The sequence below is a fragment of the Nitrospirota bacterium genome (genome assembly GCA_040757595.1).
Classification (GTDB): domain Bacteria; phylum Nitrospirota; class Nitrospiria; order Nitrospirales; family Nitrospiraceae; genus JBFLWP01.
Map to the genome: position 1 here is coordinate 41,346 of JBFLWP010000006.1, position 24,892 is coordinate 66,237.

Sequence of the window (24,892 nt, forward strand, 5' to 3'; positions counted from 1 at the left end):
GGTCGGTGGTCAGTGGTCCGTGGTCAGTGGGACAGCATGTCTTTTCACCGACCCCCGACCCCTGACCATGCTTCTCTCACGGCTCGCGAACTCCAATGTCTTTTTTTGCGAGCACGATGGCACCGATCATGGCCACCAGCAGGATCAACGAGGCGACCTCGAACGGAAACAGATAGGTGGAGTACAGGACCTCGCCGATCGTCTCCGTGTTGCCCGTGACCTCGGGGGCGGCTGGCTCCAGCAGGATCGGCCTGGCCGGCTCGTTGGCGTAGCTGCGCTGGAACGCCAGCAGGAAGAGCTCAGTCAGGAGGGTCACGCCCAGCAGGGCCCCGAGCGGGAGCTGGGCGTGGAACCGGTCTTCGCGCTTCACGTTCAACAGCATCACGACGAACAGGTAGAGGACCAGGATCGCGCCCGCGTACACGATGACCTGCACGGCGGCCAGGAACTCGGCGCGCAGCGTGACGTAGAGGCCGGCCACGTGGAAGAACATGATCAGCAGCGAGAGGGCGCTGTAGACGGGATTGCGCAGCGCCACCACCAGGATGGAGGTGAGCACGATGACGCCGGCGAAGTAGAAGAAAAAGAGGGTCTCCACGTCGCGCCTAGCCCGGATTCTTCATGGATGCCGTAGCGAGACGGACGAGACCGAAGCCCGCCGAAGCTTCTCGCAAGTGAGAACGACGCAGGCGTACTCCCCGCGGTACGTCGAGGAGGGTGAACGAGAAAAGCTTCGCCGGGCGAGAGGATCGTGCGTCGTAGTAGGTATTCATGGAGAGTTCGGGCTTACCCCTCTTTCGCAGGCATGTGCTTGAACGCGACGTTGAAGAAGGCCACGTTGGGGTGTTGAAGCTCCAGCTTCTTCTCGCGCACGGGGAACGACCGGTCTCCGATGGCGAGCAACTGCTCCTTGTTCAGGAGGAGCTGCCGCTTGTCGTACACCGCCCACTCGAACTCGCGCGTCATGCCCAGCGCGTCCACCGGGCAGGCGTCCACGCACAGCCCGCAGAAGAGGCAGCGGGTCATGTCCATGGTGTAGCGCTTCGCGTAGCGCTTGGTGGGCTCGCCGGGAACCTCGGCGCTCACGACCTTGATCACGCGGGAGGGGCAGGCGGCCTCGCACAGGTCGCAGCCCACGCACTTCTCGGTCCCGTCGTCGTAGCGGAGCAGGCAGAGCATGCCCCGGTAGCTGTCCGGGAGGGTCCGCTTCTCGTGCGGATACTGGAGCGTGATCGGCTTGTAGCGCAGCAGGTGCGTGAGCGTGGCCTTCATGCCGACCAGGATCTCGTAAAAGATGATGGTCTTAAACCAAGTCTTGAGGTTTCTCATAAATCCTTGTCCGTCTCGATGGCTCCCGTCTCACGACGCCCTCGGCGAGAGGCTCGCGGCAAGGGGCGAGAGGCCGAAAGCTTCTGAATCCTGCCCTTGCCACGTGCCCTTTGCCTCGCGCCAACCTACCTCGGGAAGAGGTAAGCTGCGATGGACGTGATCAGGATGTTGCCGAGCGCGATCGGGAGCATCACCTTCCAGCCGAAGCGCATGAGCTGGTCGTACCGCAGCCGCGGCAGCGTCGCGCGCAGCCAGAAGAACAGGAACAGGAAAAAGTAGACCTTGACCGCGAACCAGAAGGTCCCGGACAGCCAGGCCAGGTGCGCGAGCCCGCCGTGAAACTGGAGGAACGGCGCGGGCGCGTTCCAGCCGCCCAGGAACAGGGCGGCGGCGATGCAGGAGACCAGGATCATGTTTGCGTATTCCGCCAGGAAGTAGAACGCGAACCGCATTCCGCTGTATTCGGTGAAGAACCCCGCCACCAGCTCGCTCTCGGCCTCCGGCAGGTCGAACGGCACCCGGTTCGTCTCGGCCACCGCCGAGATCACGTAGACGACGAACGCGAAAATCTGCGGGAACGGCGGGGCGAAGATGTACCAGTTCCAGAACCAGCCGCTCTGCGCCTCCGCGATCTTGACCAGGCTCAGCGAGCCGGCCAGGAGCAGCACGCCCACGATCGCGAGCCCCACGTTCAGCTCGTAGCTGATCACCTGCGCCGCCGAGCGCAGCCCGCCCAGCAGCGAGTATTTGCTGTTGGAGGCCCAACCGCCCAGGATGACCCCGTAGGCGCCGATGGACGTGAACGCGAGGATGTAGAGGATGCCGATGTTGATGTCGCTGATCACGAAGGGCTTGAACTGGACGCCGAAGAGCTCGACGGTCTCGTTGGGACCGAAGGGCACGACCGCGAAGCCGATCAGGGCCGGCACCAGCGCCAGGATCGGGGCCAGGCTGAACAGGAACTTGTTGGCTCCGGCCGGGATGATGTCCTCCTTGAAGAAGAGCTTCAGGCCGTCCGCGATCGGCTGCAGGACGCCGTAGGGGCCGACCTCCATCGGGCCCATCCGGTCCTGCATCCAGCCCAGCACCTTGCGCTCGGCCAGCGTCAGGAACATCACGGTGAGCATGACCACGCCCATGACCACCGCGATCTGGGCGAGAGAAAACGCCAGCTTCAATCCGACTTCAGCCACAATCCCCTCCGGTCTCGTTAAACGTCCCTCGTGAAGCGTGAAGCGTGTGTTTCCGGGATACTTCTCCCCCTGACGAGATACGAGCGACGCTTCACGAACTACGCCTTTTCGACTTTCACCTGCGCCAGCCTGTAATACGGCACCTTGGTGATCGGGTCAACCGCCACGTCCAGGAGCCGGCGCGCCTCCTGGTCGAAATGCTCCGGGAACTTGGCCACGCCCTCCGGAATGCGGTCCAGCAAGCTGGCCGTCGTCGTCATCTGGCCGAGGGAATTGGAGACCCGCACCCGGTCCCCCTCCGCCACCCCCAGCCTGGCCGCGTCCGCCGGATTCAAGGCCAGGGCGCCGCTCGATTGTACCTGCAGCAGCCCCTTGGCCCTGGTCGAGAGCTTCCCCGAATGGAACAAGGATTGCGCCAGCTCCAGCGTCAGGGGGGCGCCCGGGCCGGCCTGTCCGCCGGAGGCGGCCCAGTTATAGCGGGACGCGAGGTCCTCTGCAAATCCTTCGTTCAGGTACCGGTCCACGGCGTCCCGGTCCGGCTTGGGCGGGGTCGGGGCCGGCCCCAAAAGCCCGTAGCCGGGGATCAGGCTGCGAATCTCCTTGAGGATCTCCCGGGCGTCGCCGTATTCGATCGGATAGCCCATCAGGGCCGACAGGGCCGAGAAGACCTCCCAGTCGGGGCGGCTCTCCCCGATCGGTTCGATGGCCTGGCGGACCTGCTGGACGTGACCTTCGGTGTTGGTGAAGGTGCCGCTCTTTTCTGCGTAGGAACAGGCCGGCAGGACCACGTGGGCGAGCTTCGCCGTGTCGGTCAGGAACAGCTCCTGGACGACGAGGAACTCCGCCTGCTGGAGCGCTTCCTCGACCTTCGCCGAGGACGGCAGGGTTCCGACCGGATTCTCGCCCACGACGTAGAGGGCCTTGACGCGACCGGTTCGGGCCTCCTCCAGGATTTCCAGGAGCGTCCCGCCCTGGTCCTTGGGCAGGTCCTCCTTCCACAGGGAGGCGAGCCGCGCGCGCGCCGCCTGGTCTGTCAGGTCGGCCGGCCCGGGCAGGAATTCCGGGACCGTGCCCATCTCCACCGCTCCCTGATCGTTGTTCTCTTCGGCCAGCGGCGCCAGCCCGCAGCCGGGCAGGCCGTGGTGGCCGGTCAGGAGCAGCAGGTCCAGCAGGGTCGCGGCCAGACCAGACCCCTCCGGCGCCCGCAGCACCCCCTGTCCGACGACGACGACGGCCCGGGCCGTGCGGGCGAAGGCCCGGGCTGCGGCCTTGAAGGAACTGGCGGGCGAGCCGGTCGCCTGCTCGATCGCGCGCCAGTCGAGCGCCCGGACCGCCTCGCCGACCCCCTGTACGTAGCGCGGCGCCTGCTGGGCGAGGGGCTGGCTCGCCAGGCCCTCCTCGACGACGGCCTTGATCAGCCCGAGCACGGCCGGCTTGAAGCGCTCGGGCGACGCCGCGAAGTGGTGCGTTGCGAGGTTCGAGATGTTGCTGATGCGCTCGACCGCCGGCTTCAGCGATTCGACCGTGATCAACGTCGCGCCCCGCTTCTTCACCGCCTCCTTGATCTTGAGGCCGGTGACGGGGTTGGTCTCGGTGACGTTGGTCCCGACGAGGAGCAGGGCCTCCGCGTGCCCCAGGTCCTCGAAGCTCACGGTCCACCGGTGGGTGCCCTGCACGCGGCGGAGCGCGCGCACCGCGTTGATCTGGCCGTAGCGGGCGCTGCTGTCGAGCTTGTTCGTGCCGACCGCCAGCCGCATGAACTTCTGAAAGACGTACAATTCCTCGTTGGTACAGCGGCCGCCGATCAATCCCGCGAAGGCCCGGGGGCCGTGCTTGAGCTTGATCCGGACGAAGGTTTCGGCCACCAGCTCCAGCGCCTCTTCCCAGGTGGCCGGCGCCAGCTCGCCGTTGCGCCGGACGAGGGGCTGCGTCAGCCGGTCCGGGTGGGTGCTCACGTGATAGCCGAAGTAGCCGCGCGCGCAGAGGTCGCCGTTGTTGCGGCCGGCGCCGTGGGCGGAGTTGACCTCGATCAGCTGGTTCTCCTTGGTCTGGATCGTGATCTGGCACCCGTCCCCGCAGTAGGTGCAGACCGTGTCCGCGCGCTTGAGCATCCACGGCCGGTACTCGTACATGGACAGGCGGCTGGTGATCGCCCCGACCGGGCAGATCTGCACGCAGCCGCCGCAGAACTCGCAGTCCAGCGGGTGTGGGCCGAAGTGCTTGATCTCGGTCATCGTCCCGCGGCCGCTCGGCGCGAGCGCCTTCACGTCCATGACCTCGTCGCAGTAGCGGACGCAGCGCAGGCACTGGACGCAGCGGTTCATCTGGGTTTCGATCAGGGGGCTGAAGTATTCCTTCGGGAAGACCCGCTTGATCTCGACGAACCGGCTGGTCGTGGGCGTGTACTGGTGCGAGAAGTCCTGGAGGTCGCAGCGGCCGCCCTGGTCGCAGACCGGGCAGTCCAGCGGGTGGTTGGCCAGGATGAACTCCAGCACCGACTTGTGCGCTTGGTCCACCACCGTCGTGGCGGTGCGCACGACCATGCCCTCGGCCACCGGCGTGCTGCAGGACGTCTGGAGCTTGGGGATCCGCTCGATCTCCACGAGGCACATGCGGCAGTTGGCGTCCGGCTTGAGCTTGGGGTGATAGCAGAAGTGCGGGATCATCACCCCGGCTTGGCGGGCCGCCTCGATGACGAGCGTGCCCTTCGGCACCGTGATCTGGCGCCCGTCGATCGTCAGCCTGACCGGCTCGGCTGTCGTGTGAGCCATACGTTTTCAGGCTAGTGGCGAGAGGCGAGAGGCGAGAGGAGGACCGCTCCCATAGCCTCGTGCCCCGCGCCTCGCGCCTGCTCCTCGGCCTCCCGGATCAGCTCCTCGTACTCGTGACGCCAGTACTTCAGCGTGCTCAGGATCGGGGCGATCTCCGCGTCCCCGAAGGCGCAGACCGTCCGCCCCGCGATGTTCTGGCACAAGTCCGTCAGCGTTTCAAGGTCCTGCATGCGCCCGCGCTTGGCCAGGATGCGGCGCAGCGTCTGCACCAGCCAGGAACTGCCTTCCCGGCAGGGGCTGCACTTGCCGCAGGACTCGTGGTGAAAGAACTCCATCAGCCTGAGCGCCGCCCAGACCATGCCCGTCCCCTCTTCCATCACGGTCACGCCGCCCGATCCCAGCATCGAGCCGGCTTGGGCCACCGATTCGAAGTCCAACTTCACGTCCAAATGCTCGGCGGTGAAAAAGGCGGCCGAGGCTCCGCCGGGGATGATCGCCTTCAAGGGCTTCTCCGACCGCATCCCGCCCGCGTGCTCGAAGATCAGCTCCCGGAACGTGATCCCCATCGGCACCTCGTAGTTCCCGGGCCGCTTCACGTGCCCGCTCACGCAGAAGATGCGCGTCCCCGTGCTCTTCGGCGGGGAGCCGAGGGCCGCGAACCAATCGGCCCCTCGATTGACGATATGGGGCAGATTGGCCAGCGTCTCCACGTTGTTCACGACGGTCGGCTTTCCGTAGAGGCCGTGCGTGGCGGGGAAGGGCGGTTTGACCCGGGGCAGGCCGCGCTTTCCTTCCAGCGATTCGAGCAAGGCGGTCTCCTCCCCGCAGATGTAGGCCCCCGCCCCGCGGTGCACCCAGATGTCCACGTTCACGCCGGTACCGAGGATGTTCCTGCCTAGGTAGCCGGCCCGCCTCGCCTCGGCCAGGGCCTGCTCCAGAATCTTCGCGCCCAGGACGAACTCGCCCCGGATGTAGATGTAGGCGGTCTCGGCGCCGATCGCGTAGGCGGCGATGGCGATCCCCTCCAGCAACTGGTGCGGGTCCCGCTCGATCAACTGGCGGTCCTTGAACGTGCCCGGCTCGCTCTCGTCGGCGTTGCAGCAGAGATATTTCGGGCCGCGGTAGTCCTTGGGGAGGAACCCCCACTTCACGCCAGTCGGGAACCCGGCGCCCCCGCGCCCGCGCAGCCCCGACTTCTTCACGATCTCGGTCACGTCGCCCGGCGCGACCTTGCCCAGGACCTTCCGCAAAGCCTGGTACCCGCCGGCCCGCTCATAGTCGGCCAGCGAGCCGGTGTACCCGGGCTGGGACATGTTCTTCGTCAGGATCAGCTCGTACTTCGGCATCACCCTAACCTCGTGACGAGTGACGCGTAACGCGCGACGAGGAATTCGACAAGCTTTTGGATCTTCAAATCTGCACCTGTCACGCGTCACCCATCACGCGTCACGCTTCGCGGGTTCTGGTAAGATGAACGGCCCGCTCTTAAGCGTGGAGGTGCCGTCCCGCTTCAAATCCGCCAGGATCCGGTCCACTTTCTCCTCGGTCAGCTTTTCGTAATAGTCGTCGTTGACCTGCATCATCGGGCCGGTCCCGCAGGCCGCCAGGCACTCCACCGTGCTAAGCGTGAACAGCCGGTCGGGCGTCGTCTCGCCCGGCTTGATGCCCAGCCGGGCGTGCAGCCACTTCAGCAGGGCGTCCGACCCGACGAGCGCGCACATCAGGGACTTGCAGACCTGGATGTGGAACTTCCCGACCGGCTTCAGGTTCAGCATCGTGTAGAAGGTGACGGTCTCGTACACTTGCGGGGGCGTGACCTTCAGGATCGAGGCGATCTCCTTCATGGCCGCCTCGCTCACGTAGCCCTCCTCCCGCTGGGCCAGGTAGAGCAGGGGCAGCATGGCCGACCGCCGGACCGGGTACCGATGCAGAATCTGCTCGATCTCGTCCCTATACTTCTCTCGCAACATCAATGCTCCTGCAGAATGGTCAGTGGTCTGTGGTCAGTGGATCAGATCCTTCCTGCACTAATCCCGGTCCCCCGACCACGCCTTTCTCTTTCCACCGACCTCTGACCACTTCTCAGTCTTCACCGGTCGCATTCCCCCATCACGATGTCGTAGGTGCCGAAGATCGTGATGATGTCCGAGATCAGGTAGCCCCGCGCCATGTGGTCGAACGCCCCCATGTGGACGAAGGACGGCGCCCGGATCTTCATCCGGTAGGGCCGCGGGCTCCCGTCGCTGACGATGAAGAAGCCCAGCTCGCCCTTCGGGGCCTCCGACGCGCAGTAGGTCTCGCCCTTGGGCGGCTTGAAGCCCTGGGTGAAGATGATGAAGTGGTGGATCAGGCTCTCCATGTCCCGCATGACCATGGGCTTGGGCGGCGGAATCACCTGCGGGAGATCCGCCATGATCGGGCCCTCCGGCATCAGGTCGAGGCACTGCTTGATGATCCGGCAGCTCTGCTTCATCTCCTCCATCCGGACCCAGTACCGGTCGTAGGTGTCGCCGTTCTTGCCGACCGGCACCTCCCACTCGACCTTGCCGTAGGCCCCGTAGGGCTCCAGCTTCCGCACGTCGTAGGCGACGCCGGAGCCGCGCAGCACGGGCCCGGTGAGGCCGAAGTTGATCGCGTCCTCCGCCGAGATCACGGCCACGTTCTTCGTCCGGCCCACCCAGATCCGGTTGCTCTGCAGCAGCGCGTCATATTCCCGGATGTGGTCCGGGAACGTGTCCAGGAACGTCTTCAGCCGCTGGGCCAGCTCGGGCGTGAAGTCGCTGTCCACGCCGCCGATGCGGTAGTAGTTCAGCGTGAGGCGGGCGCCGCAGAGCTTCTCGAACAGGTCGAGCAGCACCTCCCGCTCGCGGAACGTCCAGAAGAAGACCGTCATCGCGCCGATGTCCAGAGCCTGCGTGCCGAGCCAAAACAGGTGCCCGACGATCCGCTGCATCTCGGCGACGATCGTGCGGACGTACTCGGCCCGCTCTGGCACCGTGATGCCCACGAGCTTCTCGACCGCCCGCACGTAGGCGTAGTTGTTGGTCATCGAGCAGACGTAGTCGAGCCGGTCCGTGTGCGGGATGACCTGCATGTAATGCAGCCCCTCGGCCAGCTTCTCCACGCCCCGGTGCAGGTAGCCCAGGTCCGGTGTGGCCTTGACGATCCGCTCCCCGTCCAGCTCCAGCACGACGCGCAGCACCCCGTGAGTGCTCGGGTGCTGCGGCCCCATGTTCAGGAGCAGCTCCTCGGTCCGGCGGGACGAGGGCGGCGCCTCCTCGGCCAGAAACGGCTTCTTCTTCTCGTCCGGAATCTCTCCCTCGACCGCCTCCGCGGGCGGCTCGTCCAGCCGGGGGATGAAGTCGAACTGGCTCCGCCAGCCGCGGCCCTCCGCGGGGAAGTCCTTGCGGAGTGGGTGCCCCTCGTCGTAGTCCTCCGGCATCAGGATGCGCCGCAGGTCGGGATGGCCGGCGAACCGGATGCCCATGAGGTCGTACACCTCCCGCTCCATGAAGTCGGCGCCCCGCCAGATGCCGGTGACGGAGTCGATGACGGGATCGTCCTCGGTCACACGGGCCTTCACCCGGAGGCGCCGGCCGTGCGGGAGGGAGAGGAAGTGATAGATCACTTCGAAGCGCTCCGGCTCGTCCGGATAGTCGGCCGAGCAGATGTCGGTGATGTGGTCGAAGGCCGCGGAGGGGTCGTCGTGGAGGAACCGCGCCACGTCCAGGATGCGCGGCGCGGCGACCTGCACGGACAGCTCCGACCGGGCCTCGTCCTCGTGGACCGAGAGCACCGCCTCCGGGAACCGGCTCTTCAACGTGTCAAGCAACGGGTGCATGGCTCACAAAGAGCTGATGGCTTATGGCTAATGGCCTATGGTTTGGAAAGGCCCGGAACTTTCTTGCCATAAGCTATACGCCATCAGCCATAGGCCCTTACTTCACGAAGACCTTTTCCCTCTGGATCTTCTCCTGCAGCTTGAGCAGCCCGTCCAGCAGGGCTTCGGGCCTGGGCGGGCAGCCGGGGATGTACACGTCCACTGGCACGACCTGGTCCACGCCCTGGACCACGCTGTAGCTGTTGTAATGGTTGCCGGACGTCGCGCAGGAGCCCATCGAGATGACGTAGCGCGGCTCGGGCATCTGGTCGTAGATGCGGCGGATCACCGGCGCCATTTTGCGCGTCACCGTGCCGGCCACGATCATCAGGTCCGACTGCCGGGGCGAGGCGCGGAACACGCCGGCGCCGAACCGGTCGATGTCGTACCGGGAGGAGACCGTGGCGATCATCTCGATCGCGCAGCAGGCCAGACCGAAGGTCATCGGCCAGAGCGCGGACTTCCGCGCCCAACCGACCAGGAGGTCCAGGTTGGTGGTGATCACGTTCGCTTCGAGCTGTCGTTCAAAGAGGCTCACGATATTCGCCTCAGGGCGCGTGGCGAGAGGCTCGGGGCACGGGACGCTTCGCTCACGGCTGGCTGCCCCTTGCCTCTGGCCTCGTGCCTCGCGCCTAATCCCATTCGAGCGCGCCCTTCTTCCACGCGTACCAGAACCCGACGAGAAGGATGGCGATGAACAGCGCCATCTCCATGAGCCCGACGAGGCCCAGCTTGCGATAGGCCACGGCCCAGGGAAAGAGGAAGATGATCTCGATGTCGAAGATCACGAACAGCATCGCGATGATGTAGTACCGCATCGGGAACTGTACGCGGGCGTCCGAGAACAGGGGGCTCCCGCTCTCGTACGGGGCCAGCTTCGCGCGATACGGCCGGTCAGGCCGCACCAGCGAGCCGACCAGGAGCGAGACCAGCCCGAACGCCAGGGCGATCACGATGAAGACCAGGATCGGAACGTAATTCAGCGGAACCGCGTCGCTACCCATCTCGCTTACACTCGCGGGCTAGAGGCAATGGGCGAGGGGTTAGAGGCAACACTCTTCCCTATAGCCTCGTGCCTCTCGCCTTTCGCCTGCGACAATACGTCGCCGAAAAACGGCTTGAACCTGAGCCCGTCCAACTCAAGCCGTTCGAGCCCCTTGTGCTGGATCAGGATCTTGAACGTCCGGCCCATGCTTTCGGGCCGCAGCAGCCGGATGACCGACTGGAACTCCGGCGAGCCCGGCTCCAGCGTCCCGACCATCTCCTCGACGCCGAGCCCGATCAGGAAGCTCATCTGGTTCGTGAAGCCGGTCACGTGCAGGCCCGCCTCTTCGCCCGCCGTCGCCAGGGCGGAAAAATCCACGTGGGCCGTGAGGTCCTGCTCGCCCACGCGCCGGTACGGGTCCTCCGCGACCGAGTGGCGATGGTAGCACAGCAGCGTTCCCCTGCGCCGGTCCGGCCCGTAGAGGTCCCGGGCCGCGTGGCCGTAGTCGATCGTGATCGCGACCCCGCGGTTCAGCACGCGCGCCACGTCCTTCATCCAGGCCGGCGCCTTCAGGTTGATCTCCGTCGTATACCCCTCCGGCAGCGTGATCCCCGCCCGGGCCAGCCGGTCCAGGTAGTCGGCGAGCGCGGGCGTGGAGAGGGGGGCCAGACGCTCGCAGAACCGTCCGTCCCGATAGTCCACGAAGAGTTCCTTCGCCTCGCCCCCTTCGATCCTGATGCGGTGGACCGGCAAAGCGTCCACCAACTCGTTCGAGAGGAACAGGCCGGTGACGCCGTCGGTGTCCAGGCCCTCCAGCCCGCTGCGCCAGGTGACCAGATCCGGGCGCCCCAGCCAGGGGGCCAGGTTGCGCCGCTGGGCCTCCCGCATGGCCGGGCTCCGCTCGACGAGGACATAGCGCAGCCGGTCCAAAAACGGACCGCCGCCCGCTTCGCAGTCCGCCAGAACGTCGCGCACCAGCAGTCCTTTGCCCGCGCCCATCTCGACAATCGTGAAGGGATCAGGCCGGCCGAGCAACTCATCAATCTGTCGGGCCTGCCGCGCCAAGGCCTTCGCGAAGACCGGGTGTACGTCGCTGCTCGTGTAATAGTCGCCGTCCCAGCCGATGCGGTGCTCGCCGGCCTGTTCTTCCCCGTCGCCGGTTGCGCGCATGTAATAGCCGAATTGCGGATGATAGAGCGCCAGCTCCATGAACCGGACGAACGGAATCGGGCCGGTCGCCTGAATCTCTGCGACGATCGCCGCCACCAGCTCCGGGTGGCCGATGGACCCGGCATCGGCCTTCTGGGTCTTTTGCGCCAACTTGACCATAGTCCGAACAGGGTAAAAGAAGGCATAACTTAGCTTTTGCGCGAATGGCAAGTCAAGCCGAAACTCATTGAAAGATGAAGAGGTTTGGCCTGGTTCGTTGTGGCCGAGGATCGGGTCACGCCCGCGGCTTGGTCCGGCGCGTCGGAGCGGCGGTCAAGGGATCGTCGGGCCAGGGATGTTTCGGATACCGTCCGCGCAATTCCTTCCTGACGTCCTGATAGGCGGAGGTCCAGAAGCCGGCCAGGTCCTGCGTGACCTGCACGGGGCGGCCGGCGGGCGAGAGCAGGTGGAGCGTGACCGGCACCCGGCCGTCCGCCAGGCGCGGCGTGTCGCGGCAGCCGAACAGCTCCTGCAGCTTGACCGCCAGCACCGGCTGCTCGCCGCTCTCGTAATCCACGCGGAGGCGGGAGCCGCTGGGCACCGTCAGGTGGGTCGGGGCGAGACGGTCCAGTTGCCGCTGCTGCTCCCAGGTCAGGAGTGCATGGAGGAGACCGGTCAGGTCGAGTCGCTGCACCTGGGCCAGTTTCGTCATCCCGGCCAGATGGGGAGCCAGCCATTCCTCCAGCCGCGCAGTCAGCGCCGCGTCGGAGAGGTCCGGCCAGCCGGAGGCCGGCCCCTGCACGCGCCGCAGGAGCCGCACCCGCGCCTGCCACTGGCGCAACTCCCTCGTCCAGGGGAGCGCCTCGATCCCGGCCTGGCGGATGCCGAACAGCAGCGCGGCCGCGACCTGCGCGGGCTCCGGGTTCGGCAACGGCTGGTCCCGGAGCGTCAGTGCGCCCAACTGCCGCTGCCGCCTGGCCAGCACGGCCTGCGCCCGCTCGTCCCAGGTCACGAAGTCCGTCTCGCGAATCCGATCGGCGCAATGAGTTTCCAGCTCCTCGATCCCGATCGGCGCGGCCAGGAAGATGCGGGACCATTGGCCGGTCCCGTCCAGGTCGGCGATGACCAGATAGTCCTCCGACGAGAGCGGCTCCGGCTCGGGGAAGCTCGCGCCGCGGCCGTTGGCCAGCAGATAACGGCCTTCGCCGCCGGGCTGCCGCTGCGCGATCCGATCCGGATAGGCGAAGGCCAGCAGCAGGCCGAGCCGGTCGAGCCCGCCGGTTCCGCCGCGGGGGGCGGGAAGCTTGAGCTGCTGGCGCAGGAGCTGAGCCACCCGCTGCACCCGGAGGCTCGCGGCTCGGTCCACCGTCGCCCCGGCCGCTTGGTCGGCCCGCCCGTGCAGCACGTCCAGCCTCAGCCGCAGGTCCGCGTTCCGCCAGCCGGCCGGCCCGCCCAGCAAGTCGCGCTCGCTCAGGAGCGCCGCCACCTCGCAGGCGAGGCTACCCAGCCCGAGCGGCAGGGCCGCGAGGAGCATGTGCGCGAGGCGCGGGTGCAGAGCGAGAGCGGCCATGCGCGTCCCGTGGGCCGTGATCCGGCCCCGCTCGTCGAGCGCGCCGAGGCGCGTCAAGAGGTCGCGGGCCTGAGCTACGGGGCCGGCTGGCGGCTGATCAAGCCAGGACAGCTCGCGCGGGTCGGTCGTGCCCCAGAGGGCCAGCTCCAGGACCAGCGGCGTCAGGTCCGCTTCCAGGATTTCCGGCGGCCGGCGCGGCGCGAGCGTTCGATGCTCCGCGGCCGTCCAGAGCCGGTAGCACGAGCCCGGCTCCAGCCGTCCGGCCCGGCCCCGCCGCTGCTCGGCCGAGTCCAGCGTGACCCGGATCGTGTCCAGGCGCGTGAGCCCGCTGCGCGGATCGAAGCGCGGCACGCGCAGGAGGCCGGCGTCAATCACGACCCGGATGCCGTCGATCGTCAGGCTCGTCTCGGCGATCGAGGTGGCGAGCACGACCTTTCGCTTCCCCGGCGGCGCCGGCGCGATGGCCAGAACCTGCGCCTCGAACGGCAGGTCCCCGTGGAGCGGGGCCAGGAGGACGTCCGGCCCGAGCCCCGCTTCCAAGAGCCGCCGCTCGACGCGCCGGATCTCGGCCATGCCGGGCAGGAAGACGAGCAGGCTGCCCGGCTCCTGCGCGAGCGAGCGCTTGATCGTCTGGATGGTCATCTGCACGAGGGCCGGCTCCGGCTGGCCGGACCGGGAACGGTCGAGGTAGTGGGTCGTCACGGGAAAGAGCCGGCCCTCGCTCGAGACGACCGGGGCCCGGCCGAGCAGGTCCGCGACCGCGGCGCAGTCCAGCGTGGCCGACATGACGAGGAGGCGCAGGTCTGGGCGGAACAGCTTTTGAGCCTCCAGGCACAGGGCGAGGCCGAGGTCGGCCTGGAGGCTCCGTTCGTGAAATTCGTCGAAAAGGACGAAGCCGTAGCCGGCCAGAGACGGATCCTGCTGGAGCAGGCGGGTGAGGACGCCCTCCGTCACCACCTCGATGCGCGTGGACGGGCCGACCTTCGTGTCCAGGCGAATCCGGTAACCGACCGTCGCGCCGACCGGCTCGCCCAGGGTCGAGGCCATGCGGTGCGCCGCCGCCCGCGCGGCCAGCCGGCGCGGCTCCAGCAGGATGAGCTTCCGGCGTTCGAGCCACGGCTCGTCGAGCAGGGCGAGGGGAACGCGCGTGGTCTTCCCCGCGCCGGGCGGCGCGGTGAGGAGCGCGCTCCGCCCCTCCGCGAGCGCGCGGCGCAGGTCGGGGAGGACCGAGTCAATGGGCAGGCAATCCATCAGAAAGGGACCAGAAAGGTGAAATCGACGCGCATCCCTTGTACAAGGAAAACCTGCTGCAAGCCAAGCGCCGGGAGGAGTATAAAAGGGAGGCGGGTGGGCTTCACGCGGGGGAGGAGAGTCGCATGGCGGCACTGACCTGGACCTGGGAGACGCCGATGAAGCCGGGCTGGTACTGGTACCGGGGGTCAGGCGAAACCGACCCGTTCATCGTCGAGGTGGACGAGTCCGGCTGCTTCCAGTGGCCGGACGGCGGCTATCAGGAGGCGAAGCTGGCCAAGGGCCAGTGGGCTGGCCCGATCCCGCCGCCTGAAGAATCGTAGGAGGAGAACACGCCGAAACGGTCGCTCTCAGAAGCGATACTGCACGCCGAATGTCATGCCCAGGGTTTCCGTGCGGCTATTGGGTTCATACGCATCGGCGAGCGCGCCCGTGGACGGCACATGGTAGAAATTCCTTTTGCTCCCGCCGATATAAATTTGCTCCCAGACGAAGCTGGTCATGAAGCTCCACCGATCGGTCCAGTCGTAGAACAGCGGCAGCCGCACAATAAAGCCAGGCTGACTATGCAGGTCGAAGGTTTGCCCCTGGATACTCGACGTTTGCGAATGCTGCATTTCGTTCACGATCACGGGAATTTTGCCGGCCGCTTCCGGAGCGAAGCGGAACCTTAAGGCGAATGCGTAATCGAGTCGTAGACCGCCGGTGAGAAAGATCCACCGGTACAATTCTTCGTTGCCGAGTTGCAGGTTCGGCGCCGTCGTCCGCTCCCACTGACGGTATCCTATGCCCAGAAAGGGCGTGACCCACAGACTCGGTGCCTGCGGTACGGTCCAGGTCCATCCTACATTGGCCTCCACCGACCAGATCGTGGCGTCGCTAAAATCCGAGAAGGGTCTTATGATGCTGCCCTGGGAAGTCTTGGCCGGGACGTCCTCCGAATACGTCACGGAGCCGCTGCTATATTCTCCCCGGAACCGTAGGTACAGGCGATTCGGTCCCTGATGCACATAGGTGCCAGCCACGCCGGGCAGCCAACCGTCCTCCCGGTCCGGCGCTTCTTCACTATAATGGAAGTGGGTGTAGAGGAACTCCACGGTCAGACTGTCCAACAACGGCTCGTCGGCCAGGACGGACAAAGGCCAGCCTGCGAGCCACATGGCACAGGTGGCTGCCAGCGCCAGAGGCCGGCTTCCTTTCGGACGATGGGGTTTGCGATCTCCCATTGACGTGGGGTCTTCACGATTTGCCGGCGGGGGACTAGCGGGCCCGATTCAGCAACCGGTTGAGCGGGACCGACCGGTCTTGCAGGGCCTTGGCCTGCTCCGCGCCGGTGACCGGCAGGACCTTGGGATCGAGCAGCCCAACCTGGGCCAGGAGCGAGGCCTGGTCCCAGTAGATGTGCTCGTGGGCGATCTCTCCGCCCTCGAACCTCATCACGACCACGACGGGCAACACCACGGGCTTTCCGGTCGGCGGGATGCCGGGCAGCATGAAGTCCAATGGCACGTCGTGGGTGAAGCGCATGATCAACTCGTCCACGACCTGGTCGCGGCCGACCGTCCGCGAGACTTGCTCCGCTTTCGTGTCGGCCGGCCACTTCCCGACGAAGTAAGTCGCGTAGAAACGCCGGACCTCCTCGGCTCCTGCGCCCCCGGTCATCGTCGGCACGTGGAGGAGGTAGGGAGTGGCGGCCATCGTCCGCATCGTCGCGTCCACGTCGTGGTCCACGAACTCGTGCGTCACATGCGCGTCGAAGACGGCGCCGAGATCATTCGAACCTGGCTGTTGTGAGGCGGTCATGGCAGTCCTCCCGTGATCGGTGCTGCAAGCGGCTAAGGTGAGGGTCAGAAACAGGATCATGAGACGATGCGGCATAGGGGAATCCTCCCTCCTGATGGAAATGCTGTCCGTCGGTGGGCCATTATGCCACAGGTTGACCGGTGGCGGAGGTTTCGCTACAACGAAAGCATCGTCATGCGGGCGTCCTCGATCCTGTTCAGCCTGAACCTTATCCTGCTGGCGGCAGCCGGCTGGTTCGCCGCTCAAGCACGAGCGCAACCGGCACCGGCGCAGGAGGCGCCGCTCGTGCAGGTTCTTCGGGCTCCTGATTGGAAGGGAGGCGTAGAGTCCTCGGAGGGCGAGTGCGGGGCCACGTCCGGGGAGTTCTCCTTTTGGGTCTATGCCACGGCGACCCGCTGCGGCGTGCCGCGCGAGCAGGCCGAGCGCGTCGTGTCGGTCCGCCAGCCGGCGCCCGGCATCGCACCGCTCACCGCGAGGGCGACGCTGCCCGGAGGCCGCTACGCCGTCTGGGTGTACGGCATGGGCCAGCCGGGCCATCCCTGGGTCATCCTCTGTGGGAAGACCTGCGTGCAGGGGGAGGTGCCGCCGCAGCCGGGCTGGGCGCTGGTCGGCTGGGTCGAAACGCGCGAGAACCAGCTCCTCTTCTTCCGGACCTGGCAGCAGCCGGAGGCCCACCGGTTGGACGTGCTAGCCGTGGTCATTTCCTCCAGCGGGGCCAAACCCGACTGGCGACCGTAAAAATGAACGGTGAAGGCTGAAGTATGAACGATGAAGTGAAGAGGGCCTGTTCCGCGTTCTGCATCATCGTTCAGCGCTTTGCGTCCACTACTCCCGAGCAAATTGGGTATCGAGGATCTTGCGCGCTTCGCGAGTGACCTGTTGCGGGTCCTGCTGGGAGGTCTGGACGATCTCCAACAGACGGTGAGTATCCGCATTATCCGGCTTGAGCCGAACCGCGCGGTTCAGCGCCTCCGCCGCGCCTGTCGGATCACCCTGTGCCATCAGCACCAGGCCGAGATCGGCATACGCCTCCGCGTCATCCGGCCTGAGCTGCGTCGCTGTGCGGAGTGCGGCGGCCGCGCCGGGCAACTCTCCGAGCGCCATCAGGGACCGGCCCAGCCAGTAGAAGGCCTCGCCGTCGCCCGGGCGCAGCCGGACGGCGGCCCGAAGCGCCTCCGCCGCGCCGGCCCAGTCGTGCCGGTCCATCAGGACGACGCCGAGCCCGCGGTAGGCCTCGGCATAGTTCGGCTTGAGCGTGATCGCGGCCCGGTACTCCTCCGTCGCTCCGGTGATGTCCCCCCGCTGGCCCAGCACTTCGCCGCGCCGGAAGTGGGTCTCGGCATCCTCGCCGGCGAACGGCGGCGCCGCCCGCAGCACCTCCCGGCTCCGGCTGAACTCTGCTTCCAAATCCGCCTCCGTCGGCCCCTCCCGTTGAGCGGCTTCTAACGGGCCGGCGGCGGCGACGATCAGGAGGACGGCAAAGCTTCGCGACCATCGCAGCATGGAGGGCATGGAGCAAATGGTACGCCTGGGGGAGCCATCGCACAAGGTAAGTTAGTGCGAACTAAGCTTTGGCGTGAGCGGTTTGGGACACCTTGGACGGGCGCTGCGCGAACTGCTAGGGCTTGGATTTGCGCTTCCGCCTGTAATAGTCCAGAAACTCCGTGGGTGAGAGAACCTTCATCCCCTGGCATTTCCCCGAGGGGAAGTGCTTGACGTTGCCGGTGATCAGACAGTGGGCCCTACCGGTCAGGGCCACCTCCGGGAACGGCTGGTCGGTTGGATCGGGAAGCGGACTCGCCAAGGGTTCGCCGGCTACAAGATAGCCATCTGCCCTGATCTGATCCAGCAGAGCATGGACGGACTCGGGTTTGAAGGGGAACTTGGGCCGGCTGAGGACGTCCTCATACTCGGTCAGGATGCGGGAGTCGAAACAGAGGGTGAGCGCATCGGAGGCCGCCATGCGCACGATCTCACCGGGTGGGCCGAACGGGGAGAGAAGGCCGGCTACGAGGACGTTCGTATCGAGAACGACCTTCACCGACGGCGGGCTTTGCGCGCCGCCCGGATTTCGGCGTTGATCTCGTCAAGCGAGAGCTTGTCGGCGTCAGCCGCTATCGCCTCCCGCTGCATCCTTTCCACGGCCGTCACGGCCCGCGAACGTCTGATGGCTGCGAGCGAGTCCTCCAGGGTGTCCTCGGACACCGCCGACAGGATCGCGATCGGCTTGCCGTTCGAAGTCAGAATCACGTCCCGTTCACGGGCCAGTTTGGACCATACTTGACCGGGGCGACCGCGGAGATCTCGTACCGTGATGAACTTCATGAGCGTCACCTCTGGGTGACGATAGGGTACACAATCGTGTGCCGTCTCGTCAAATGACAGAGGGCGCCGATTGCCTCTTCTGCGCTTACGCCGCCCGGCGGGCAGCGGCTTCCGCGCCCGGAGCCGGCTCTTCCTGGTAGAGCCAGGCGCCCGCGACGGTCGCGGCCAGGACCTCGATTAATCCGACCAGCATCGCGGTGACCAGCAGGCGCCTCGGGAACAGCATCATGGGAAACCAGGCGAGCGTGGGCAGACAATAGCCCAGGAACCACACGCCGAGCCCCGCGTACAGCGCGGTGGTCATTCCGGCGCCGAACCGCGGACGGATCGCCGCGTAGGTTCCGATCGCCGCGATCCCATACGCGAACCCCAGCATGATGAAGAACAGGACGTTCTCCGGGCTCTCGACGAGGGGCTTGCCGAGCTCCCGCATTGCCTGGCGCCACTGGGGGCCCAGGATCACTCCGTGGAGCAGCCACTCCACCACGTCGATGATGACCCCCGCAACGATCCCTCCCAGCAACACTCGGTTCCAGTTGATCGTTCCCATGGCGATCCTCCTTGGGGCGGAGTGAGAACCGATTTCCAGTGGGCCGAGGACTGGATCGAGCTTACGCCCGCCAGAAAGGCAAGTCAACGCGCGTACGCCGGTGTCAGGCGATGGCGCTGGTATGGCGCGAGCCGCCCGTGTCCGAGCGGAAGAGATGGAACAATCTGCAAAGGGAGCCTTTGAACCGCGTCGCTCCCTCCCTCATCGCCGCCTCAGTCTTCCCAACATTGCGGGGCCGCCCATCTCCGTTGGTTCAGCCGTTCGATCAATTGTTTGTCGACCTGAATCACGCACTTGGCTTCCTTGAGGCCACGCTCGCCGTAGACTGCCGCCTGGACGGTCACCGGCCATTCTTTGAGTTTGGCTAATCCATCGACAAATTGATCGAAGCGCAAAAAGTTTTGTGCGGGATCGCAGGGAGGGCCGGTTTCGTTGCAACGTACGACCTGGGGGGCAAAGTACGTTTCGTGGCTTTGTGCGCTTCCACCGCCTATGGGAAACGGCTTCGCATCCTCTGGATCCTTGTGGACGAGTTCGTCGCCTTCCGTTCGAAACAAGCCCCATTCCTGGCCCGCCTGTTCGTATGTTTTCCCGTTGAGGCTGTACCGGATCGACTCATTCTTTATCACCGCGCCGTAGTCCAATTGCCCTCTGTTCACGTAGGCCATGCGCGCTGCCAGTCTGACATAGTCCTTGGCTTGCCCCGGGTAGCGGTGAGCTCGAATCAGAACCTGGCTCGGTGCAAACAGCCGGACCTCAGGTCCGCGGAAGAATCCGTAGAGTTGATAAACAATCCCCCCGAGCGACAAGAGGAAGGCGGCGAATGCAAGAATGTCGGTTTTCCGCTCTATTTCGATTCCGAAAAATCTCATGCTCTTCTACCGTTCCGCGCCGCTTCTGCCCGCTTTGTCCGCCTTTCTTTCGATTACACCGGTTGAAGGTGGCTCGGGGGGCGGCATCAATGCTGCCGGCTCTGAGTCCATGGTCGGCGCTGTTGAGAAGGAGGCGGGGGGTGAGCCTTTGGGTTTCCGAGGTTTGTCAGGGGCGCCAGGGGTGCCTGGCGGGTCCGGCGCAGGCATCTTTTGCGGGTCAGAAGGAGAGCCCTCCATTGAGGTTAGCGGTGGATCTGGCGGGGGCATGGGGGCAGGTGGAATTGGCGCGGGCATTTCCGCGAAAGCCAAGGTGGAAATGACGGCCAAGCCACAAAGTCCGATCGCGCCAGCGATTCCCAGGGCCGTCGGTTTCATGGGACACCTCCTGTTTGGCCTATTCCGAACGATTGGGTCGTTCAGTTCTTGCGAACCGAAGTCACCTTCGATCGGGCGGAACGCGGACAGATGCCGTTGGCGGGGTACGCATAACCAACTGAGCCAGTGCTGCTGGATTTGACCGGTTGGGAGGAGGCTCGTGCGACGATCGAGGTCCGAGCGATCGCAAACAGGACGGGGAGCAACAGGACCTGGCCACCGTGCAGCGTCATGCCGCGGGCCTCCCGGTTCCGTCCATCGGCATCGGGCTCCCGGCGTGGGAAGCCTGATTAGGTACTCGATCGGGACGCTCAGACCATACGCCGGTGGCGCGGGTAAATCAACCTGCGTATGTGCTTCGACCGCCGTGCCCTCTTGTTTGGAAGGGGCATGGGGAAAAGGTCCGGTCGGGGCCTACCCGGTTGTCCGAGCAAGCCCCTTCGGAATCGGGGAGCTACTGACGCGGGCCGCGCGATTCGTGGAACCGGCGAGGCTGCCGCCGGTGGTGCCTGCCGTTGTGAGCGGCCTCCGTCGGATGCGCCGCGTGGGAAGCGTGGGGCGCGTGGGCGTACCCTGGCGCCTGGCTTCCGGCGGCGGTCGGCACCGGCCGGCCCAGAAGCTTCTCGATCGAGCGGATCTGGTCGCGGTCGTCCGCCGTCACGAAGCTAGTGGCGCGGCCCTCGGTCTTCATCCGCGCCGTCCGGCCGATCCGATGCACGTAGTCCTCCGGGCAGTTGGGCAGGTCGTAGTTGATGACGTGGGCGATGTTCGCCACGTCGATCCCCCGGGCCGCGATGTCCGTGGCCACGAGGATCCGGTACTTCCCGCGCCGGAACCCTTCGAGCGCCGAGCGGCGCTGCGAGAGCCGGCGATCCCCGTGGATCACGGCGACCCGGTGCCCGGACTGCTCCAAAGTCCGCCCCAGCCGGTCGGCCCGGTGCTTCGTCCTGGTGAAGACCAGCACGCTCTCGCCCGGCTCGTTCAGCAGCTTGAGCAGGAGGGGCGTCTTCGCGTCGGGCGTCGTGTGGTGGACCGTCTGCGTCACGCCGGCCGCCGGCGTCGCCGGCTTGCCCACCATGACCCGCACCGGGTTCTTCACGGAGACGCGGGCGAGGGCGCCCAGGTCGGTCGGCATGGTCGCCGAGAAGAGCAGCGTCTGCCGCTCCTCCGGGAGCGCGTCCAGGATCTGGTTGAGTTGGGGGGCGAAGCCCATGTCGAGCATCCGGTCCGCCTCGTCGAGCACCACGGTCGAGAACTGCGCCAGGTTGATGGTGCCGTTCCACATGTGGTCGAGCAGGCGGCCGGGCGTCGCGACGATGATCGGCGGCCGGTGGCGCAGCGCCCGGATCTGGGCCTGCATGTCCTCCCCGCCCACGATCACGGCGGCGAAGATCCGCCGGTGCCGGCCGAGCTTCTCCACGGTCTGCTGGATCTGGATTGCCAGCTCCCTGGTCGGGGCCAGGATCAGCCCGCGCGGGCCATGCCCGTGGGCGTGGAGCGGTTCGCCCGGTTTGCCGGCCAGCCGTTCGATCATCGGGATGACGAAGGCGGCCGTCTTGCCGGTGCCGGTCTGGGCACAGCCGAGCACGTCGCGCCCCTGCAGGCCGGCCGGGATGGCTTGCGCCTGGATGGGCGTAGGCTCGGCGAAGCCCGCCTCGGCGATGGCCCGCAGCGTGGCTTCGGACAGGCCGAGCGAGTGAAAGGTGATCGGAGGTGTAGCCGTAGCAGTCGTCTGCACAGAAAGACTCCTTTATCGAGGTAATCGCATGAACACTGGGTCAGAGAGCTGAGGGAGGCAGAATCGGGAGGGAGTCCGCTCCGAGCAGGAGTCTGATAGCGATGCGATTGTGGGGTCCGGCTTGTAGGGCCGTCACGGTCGCCGGACCATTCGACGGTGACGGAGCAGAGTATACAGGACAATTCCTTAGAAGTCAACCGGCGGCTGTTCGCACAGCCCCGCCGGTCGCGGCGGCACCTTGGGGCCCAGCCCTTCCGCGGCCAATCTGAGACGATCGGCGGCTCCCTGTCTGGACAGCCGGTGCAGGAGGAGCCGCAGGAGGGTGGCGGCGGCCCGGGTGATCTCGGACCGGCACATCTTGCTGGCGGCCCGGAGGCGGTCTTCGAACACGATCGGGACCTCCCGCAGCCGAAAGCCCATGAGCTGGCTGAAGTAGGTCATTTCGACCTGGAAGGCGTAGCCGTTCGAGCGGATGTCGAGGTGGTCCAACGCGGCGAGCAGCTCCCGCCGGTAGCACCGGAATCCGGCGGTCGCGTCCATTACCGTGAGGCCGAGCAGCCGGCGGGCGATGTGGTTGGCCGTGCGGCTCAGCAGGAGGCGGAACGGGCACCAGTTCTTCACCCCGCCGCCGGCGCTGTAGCGACTCCCGATCACGAGGTCGGCTTCTCTCGCGGCGTGGAACAGGTCGGGCAGGGACTCGGGACGGTGGGAGAGGTCGGCGTCCATCTCCACGAAGCAGTCGTACGGCTCCTTGAGCAGGAGGCGGAAGGCCTGCCGGTAGGCGGACCCCAGGCCCAGCTTGCCCGGCCGATGCAGCACGCGCAGACCGGGATGTCCGGCGCGCAGGGACTCGAGCAGCTCGCCCGTGCCGTCCGGGGAGTTGTCGTCCACGAAGAAGAGATCGGGACGAGCCGGCAGCGCGAGGCAGCGCTCGATCAGCGGGAGCACGTTCGCGCGCTCGTTGTACGTGGGGATGACGACGACGGTATGCATGGGATGATCGCGCTCGATCTTCAAGCGGGCGGATCATATCACGGCGTGCCGATTTGCGGAGAGGGAAATCGCGTTTGTGCGCGGCCGGTCGGCGAGGAGGATGGCGAACAGCAGCAGCATCGCCACGGTGAAGGGGTGATAGCTCAGCAACACGGCGAACTTTGGCTTGCCGAGCAGCTCGTAGTTGAGCAGGTCCACCAGCACGACGTAGGCGCCCAAGGCCGCCCAGGCGGGTCGGCCCAACCCCCCTCCGCTTCGGGCGTCCGCCACGATCAGGTAGAGGGCCGGCACGAGCCAGACCAGGTGCTGCACCCACGTGACCGGAGAGAACAGCAGCGCGAGGATCAGCACCAGGCTGCACTCCTTCGGCCAGGCCGGATCGCCAGGCCCTCCGTAGGGACGGCGCGCGTGCCAGCCCAGCAGGGCCAACAGCCCCGCCATGGCGACCGTCGCCGCCGTCTTGGCCGCGGGAAGGGAAAGATCCAGCATCGGGACGTAAGCCGGGTCGTCGCGACGGAGCGGGTGGTCTTCCGGCAGGATCGTCAGGTATCGCGTCAGCGCCAGCCGGAGCGACTGGTTTCTGACGCGCTGCTCGTTCTCGACGGTCACCGGCCTGTCACGCCCCACGAACGAGCCGGCCGCGACCTCGATCCATTCCTTCTGATGGCTCCACCAGCTCCCCGCTCCCATCCAGACCATGGGCAGCGCGATCCAGAACAGGGCGGCCGCGGCCGTCAGGCCGGCGAGCCGCCACTGACGCTTCCAGAGAAACAAGGGCAGGAAGAGCGCGGGGGTGACTTTGAGCGCCGTGGCCAGGCCGAACCACAGCGCCCCCGTCCCTTCGCGTCCGCGCCAGACCGCATAGATGCCGCCGGTCAACATGGCCAGCAGGATCAGGTGGGGGCCTCCGTCGTCCAGGTCCTGGAGGATGAACGGGAAGGCCAGCAACACCGTCAGCGCCGCGAGCGTGAAGCCCTCCCGTCCGGCCGCTTCCAGCCTGGCCCGGACCATCCGATGCAGCAGCGCGAACGTGAGACACAAGGCGGCGACGGCGATCGCGTACCGGAGGGCCATGCCGGTCGCCCGGTCGAACCACGCGAGCGGGGCGAAGTACATGGCCGCGGCCGGCATGTAGGGGTGGCAATAGCCGCCGGCATACAGGTACTCGCCGGTGAGAAACCGTCGCCCGACCTCTCGGTGCACGTCGAAATCCCGGAAGCGGGCCACGCGCAGGAAGGCGATCACGTACCCGTAGACGGCGGCGCCGATCAGACATGCGACGGGCAGCCATCGCTGCACCCAGGGCCGTGACAGAAAACGATCCAGCATCGTGCGCGATGGATCTAACGGGGATTGGAACGGGCAGGATCGGAATCAGTATACGGAGTCGGCCCGTGGGACACAAGGGCGATACGGGTTCAACGCCGCAAACGGCCTCGCCCGATTCTCGCCTAGGACTTGCCCCAGAGCTCTTCCAGCCGCTGGGCTCGGCCGCAGTTGTGCTTGTAGAACTTGTAGCGGATCGGATTCTTCTTGTAGAAGTCCTGGTGGTACTCCTCGGCCTGGTAGAACGGCGAGGCCGGGACGATCTGCGTGACGACCGGCTCCTTGAACGGCTTGGTCTGCTCGACCTTCCGCTTGGACTCCTCCGCCAGCCGTTTCTGCTCCTCGTCGTGGTAGAAGACCGCCGAGCGGTACTGGTTCCCCCGGTCGCAGAACTGCCGGTCCGGCGTGGTCGGATCGATGTTCCGCCAGAAGACGTCCAGGAGCCTGGCGTAGCCGATCTTAGCCGGGTCGTAGAGCACCTCGACCGACTCGGCGTGTCCCGTCCCGCCGGCCGACACCTCCTCGTACTTCGGATGGGCCACCCGGCCGCCCGTGTAGCCGGACGTGACCGAGACGACCCCCTCGACCTTCTCGAACGCTTCTTCCATGCACCAGAAACAGCCGCCGGCGAAGGTGGCCTTGGCCGGCTTGCCGCTCTCCGCGGCCAGGCCGGCTCCGGCGGCAAGCAGCAGCGCGAGGCAGAGCCCTGTGAACGAACCGGTGGTCTTCATGGCGTGATCCCTCCCTGCTCGTGAGTCGCAGATCGGGCTGGACCCTTACAG

At 66.4% G+C, this 24,892-nt stretch carries 24 protein-coding genes; 2 read left to right on the forward strand and 22 right to left on the reverse strand.

From position 1 onward, the window contains the following. Window positions 1-76: 76 nt before the first annotated feature. From AB1411_07360 to hrpB, 11 genes are all read right to left on the reverse strand, one after another. On the reverse strand, window positions 77-598 hold the full coding sequence (locus tag AB1411_07360; protein ID MEW6543412.1) for an NADH-quinone oxidoreductase subunit J: 522 nt from the start codon (window positions 596-598) through the stop codon (window positions 77-79). A gap of 188 nt (window positions 599-786) precedes the next feature. After that, window positions 787-1,329 carry an NADH-quinone oxidoreductase subunit NuoI gene (nuoI, locus tag AB1411_07365; GenBank protein ID MEW6543413.1) on the reverse strand — a complete coding sequence of 181 codons (543 nt, stop codon included), beginning with the start codon at window positions 1,327-1,329 and terminating at the stop codon, window positions 787-789. Window positions 1,330-1,454: 125 nt separating this feature from the next. Next, window positions 1,455-2,522 carry an NADH-quinone oxidoreductase subunit NuoH gene (nuoH, locus tag AB1411_07370; protein ID MEW6543414.1) on the reverse strand — a complete coding sequence of 356 codons (1,068 nt, stop codon included), beginning with the start codon at window positions 2,520-2,522 and terminating at the stop codon, window positions 1,455-1,457. A 98-nt stretch (window positions 2,523-2,620) separates the two neighbouring features. Beyond that, window positions 2,621-5,293 carry an NADH-quinone oxidoreductase subunit NuoG gene (gene nuoG, locus AB1411_07375; GenBank protein ID MEW6543415.1) on the reverse strand — a complete coding sequence of 891 codons (2,673 nt, stop codon included), beginning with the start codon at window positions 5,291-5,293 and terminating at the stop codon, window positions 2,621-2,623. A gap of 11 nt (window positions 5,294-5,304) precedes the next feature. Beyond that, entirely contained in the window at window positions 5,305-6,639 is a 1,335-nt protein-coding gene (gene nuoF / locus AB1411_07380; protein ID MEW6543416.1) for an NADH-quinone oxidoreductase subunit NuoF, read from the reverse strand. Window positions 6,640-6,732: 93 nt separating this feature from the next. After that, complete coding sequence (nuoE, locus tag AB1411_07385; GenBank protein MEW6543417.1) at window positions 6,733-7,263, reverse strand: NADH-quinone oxidoreductase subunit NuoE; 531 nt, start codon at window positions 7,261-7,263, stop codon at window positions 6,733-6,735. 119 nt (window positions 7,264-7,382) lie between these two features. Further along, window positions 7,383-9,134, reverse strand: a complete 1,752-nt coding sequence (gene nuoD / locus AB1411_07390) for an NADH dehydrogenase (quinone) subunit D (protein ID MEW6543418.1) — start codon at window positions 9,132-9,134, stop codon at window positions 7,383-7,385. 97 nt (window positions 9,135-9,231) lie between these two features. After that, window positions 9,232-9,711 (reverse strand): NADH-quinone oxidoreductase subunit B family protein, encoded by a 480-nt coding sequence (locus AB1411_07395; protein ID MEW6543419.1) that lies wholly within the window; start codon window positions 9,709-9,711, stop codon window positions 9,232-9,234. A gap of 94 nt (window positions 9,712-9,805) precedes the next feature. Next, window positions 9,806-10,177 carry an NADH-quinone oxidoreductase subunit A gene (gene ndhC, locus AB1411_07400; GenBank protein MEW6543420.1) on the reverse strand — a complete coding sequence of 124 codons (372 nt, stop codon included), beginning with the start codon at window positions 10,175-10,177 and terminating at the stop codon, window positions 9,806-9,808. A gap of 5 nt (window positions 10,178-10,182) precedes the next feature. Further along, the gene (locus AB1411_07405; protein ID MEW6543421.1) at window positions 10,183-11,487 is read right to left on the reverse strand and encodes an SAM-dependent methyltransferase; all 1,305 of its coding nucleotides are present in this window, start codon (window positions 11,485-11,487) and stop codon (window positions 10,183-10,185) included. A gap of 115 nt (window positions 11,488-11,602) precedes the next feature. Further along, window positions 11,603-14,128 carry an ATP-dependent helicase HrpB gene (gene hrpB, locus AB1411_07410; protein ID MEW6543422.1) on the reverse strand — a complete coding sequence of 842 codons (2,526 nt, stop codon included), beginning with the start codon at window positions 14,126-14,128 and terminating at the stop codon, window positions 11,603-11,605. A gap of 125 nt (window positions 14,129-14,253) precedes the next feature. Here hrpB and AB1411_07415 point away from each other — a divergent pair, with 125 nt between their 5' ends. Beyond that, window positions 14,254-14,451: a hypothetical protein gene (locus AB1411_07415; protein ID MEW6543423.1), complete on the forward strand. Its 198-nt coding sequence runs from the start codon at window positions 14,254-14,256 to the stop codon at window positions 14,449-14,451. A gap of 27 nt (window positions 14,452-14,478) precedes the next feature. Here the strand turns inward: AB1411_07415 and AB1411_07420 are convergent, their stop codons facing one another. Together AB1411_07420 and AB1411_07425 are read right to left on the reverse strand one after the other, a co-directional pair. Next, window positions 14,479-15,240 carry a hypothetical protein gene (locus AB1411_07420; GenBank protein ID MEW6543424.1) on the reverse strand — a complete coding sequence of 254 codons (762 nt, stop codon included), beginning with the start codon at window positions 15,238-15,240 and terminating at the stop codon, window positions 14,479-14,481. A gap of 148 nt (window positions 15,241-15,388) precedes the next feature. Beyond that, on the reverse strand, window positions 15,389-15,931 hold the full coding sequence (locus AB1411_07425) for a nuclear transport factor 2 family protein (protein MEW6543425.1): 543 nt from the start codon (window positions 15,929-15,931) through the stop codon (window positions 15,389-15,391). Window positions 15,932-16,105: 174 nt separating this feature from the next. Between AB1411_07425 and AB1411_07430 the strand changes: the two genes are divergently transcribed. Further along, window positions 16,106-16,669, forward strand: coding sequence for a hypothetical protein (locus AB1411_07430; GenBank protein MEW6543426.1), 564 nt, complete (start codon window positions 16,106-16,108; stop codon window positions 16,667-16,669). An 87-nt stretch (window positions 16,670-16,756) separates the two neighbouring features. Here the strand turns inward: AB1411_07430 and AB1411_07435 are convergent, their stop codons facing one another. The 9 genes from AB1411_07435 to msrA form a co-directional block, all read right to left on the reverse strand. Next, complete coding sequence (locus AB1411_07435; protein ID MEW6543427.1) at window positions 16,757-17,434, reverse strand: tetratricopeptide repeat protein; 678 nt, start codon at window positions 17,432-17,434, stop codon at window positions 16,757-16,759. A gap of 115 nt (window positions 17,435-17,549) precedes the next feature. Further along, entirely contained in the window at window positions 17,550-17,972 is a 423-nt protein-coding gene (locus AB1411_07440; protein MEW6543428.1) for a putative toxin-antitoxin system toxin component, PIN family, read from the reverse strand. Beyond that, window positions 17,969-18,256 (reverse strand): type II toxin-antitoxin system Phd/YefM family antitoxin, encoded by a 288-nt coding sequence (locus AB1411_07445; GenBank protein ID MEW6543429.1) that lies wholly within the window; start codon window positions 18,254-18,256, stop codon window positions 17,969-17,971. The genes AB1411_07440 and AB1411_07445 overlap by 4 nt, the downstream gene beginning before the upstream one ends. Window positions 18,257-18,341: 85 nt before the next feature. Beyond that, window positions 18,342-18,806: a hypothetical protein gene (locus AB1411_07450; GenBank protein ID MEW6543430.1), complete on the reverse strand. Its 465-nt coding sequence runs from the start codon at window positions 18,804-18,806 to the stop codon at window positions 18,342-18,344. 212 nt (window positions 18,807-19,018) lie between these two features. Next, window positions 19,019-19,678 (reverse strand): hypothetical protein, encoded by a 660-nt coding sequence (locus AB1411_07455; GenBank protein MEW6543431.1) that lies wholly within the window; start codon window positions 19,676-19,678, stop codon window positions 19,019-19,021. Between the two features lie 829 nt (window positions 19,679-20,507). Further along, a complete protein-coding gene (locus AB1411_07460; GenBank protein ID MEW6543432.1) occupies window positions 20,508-21,791 on the reverse strand; it encodes a DEAD/DEAH box helicase in 1,284 nt (427 codons plus the stop codon). 186 nt (window positions 21,792-21,977) lie between these two features. After that, entirely contained in the window at window positions 21,978-22,784 is an 807-nt protein-coding gene (locus tag AB1411_07465; GenBank protein ID MEW6543433.1) for a polyprenol monophosphomannose synthase, read from the reverse strand. A gap of 33 nt (window positions 22,785-22,817) precedes the next feature. Beyond that, window positions 22,818-24,113 carry a glycosyltransferase family 87 protein gene (locus tag AB1411_07470; protein MEW6543434.1) on the reverse strand — a complete coding sequence of 432 codons (1,296 nt, stop codon included), beginning with the start codon at window positions 24,111-24,113 and terminating at the stop codon, window positions 22,818-22,820. Window positions 24,114-24,235: 122 nt separating this feature from the next. Continuing rightward, window positions 24,236-24,841 (reverse strand): peptide-methionine (S)-S-oxide reductase MsrA, encoded by a 606-nt coding sequence (gene msrA / locus AB1411_07475; protein MEW6543435.1) that lies wholly within the window; start codon window positions 24,839-24,841, stop codon window positions 24,236-24,238. Window positions 24,842-24,892 lie beyond the last annotated feature (51 nt).

Bases quoted from the DNA above. Each gene is read 5' to 3' on its own strand.
- AB1411_07465 (MEW6543433.1), bottom strand. From the start codon at position 22,784: ATGCATACCGTCGTCGTCATCCCCACGTACAACGAGCGCGCGAACGTG.
- AB1411_07430 (MEW6543426.1), top strand. From the start codon at position 16,106: ATGCGGGCGTCCTCGATCCTGTTCAGCCTGAACCTTATCCTGCTGGCG.
- nuoF (MEW6543416.1), bottom strand. From the start codon at position 6,639: ATGCCGAAGTACGAGCTGATCCTGACGAAGAACATGTCCCAGCCCGGG.
- AB1411_07435 (MEW6543427.1), bottom strand. From the start codon at position 17,434: ATGCTGCGATGGTCGCGAAGCTTTGCCGTCCTCCTGATCGTCGCCGCC.
- msrA (MEW6543435.1), bottom strand. From the start codon at position 24,841: ATGAAGACCACCGGTTCGTTCACAGGGCTCTGCCTCGCGCTGCTGCTT.
- AB1411_07415 (MEW6543423.1), top strand. From the start codon at position 14,254: ATGGCGGCACTGACCTGGACCTGGGAGACGCCGATGAAGCCGGGCTGG.
- AB1411_07455 (MEW6543431.1), bottom strand. From the start codon at position 19,678: ATGAGATTTTTCGGAATCGAAATAGAGCGGAAAACCGACATTCTTGCA.
- AB1411_07425 (MEW6543425.1), bottom strand. From the start codon at position 15,931: ATGACCGCCTCACAACAGCCAGGTTCGAATGATCTCGGCGCCGTCTTC.
- AB1411_07445 (MEW6543429.1), bottom strand. From the start codon at position 18,256: ATGAAGTTCATCACGGTACGAGATCTCCGCGGTCGCCCCGGTCAAGTA.
- nuoD (MEW6543418.1), bottom strand. From the start codon at position 9,134: ATGCACCCGTTGCTTGACACGTTGAAGAGCCGGTTCCCGGAGGCGGTG.
- hrpB (MEW6543422.1), bottom strand. From the start codon at position 14,128: ATGGATTGCCTGCCCATTGACTCGGTCCTCCCCGACCTGCGCCGCGCG.
- AB1411_07450 (MEW6543430.1), bottom strand. From the start codon at position 18,806: ATGGGAACGATCAACTGGAACCGAGTGTTGCTGGGAGGGATCGTTGCG.
- nuoI (MEW6543413.1), bottom strand. From the start codon at position 1,329: ATGAGAAACCTCAAGACTTGGTTTAAGACCATCATCTTTTACGAGATC.
- nuoE (MEW6543417.1), bottom strand. From the start codon at position 7,263: ATGTTGCGAGAGAAGTATAGGGACGAGATCGAGCAGATTCTGCATCGG.
- AB1411_07405 (MEW6543421.1), bottom strand. From the start codon at position 11,487: ATGGTCAAGTTGGCGCAAAAGACCCAGAAGGCCGATGCCGGGTCCATC.
- AB1411_07470 (MEW6543434.1), bottom strand. From the start codon at position 24,113: ATGCTGGATCGTTTTCTGTCACGGCCCTGGGTGCAGCGATGGCTGCCC.
- nuoG (MEW6543415.1), bottom strand. From the start codon at position 5,293: ATGGCTCACACGACAGCCGAGCCGGTCAGGCTGACGATCGACGGGCGC.
- ndhC (MEW6543420.1), bottom strand. From the start codon at position 10,177: ATGGGTAGCGACGCGGTTCCGCTGAATTACGTTCCGATCCTGGTCTTC.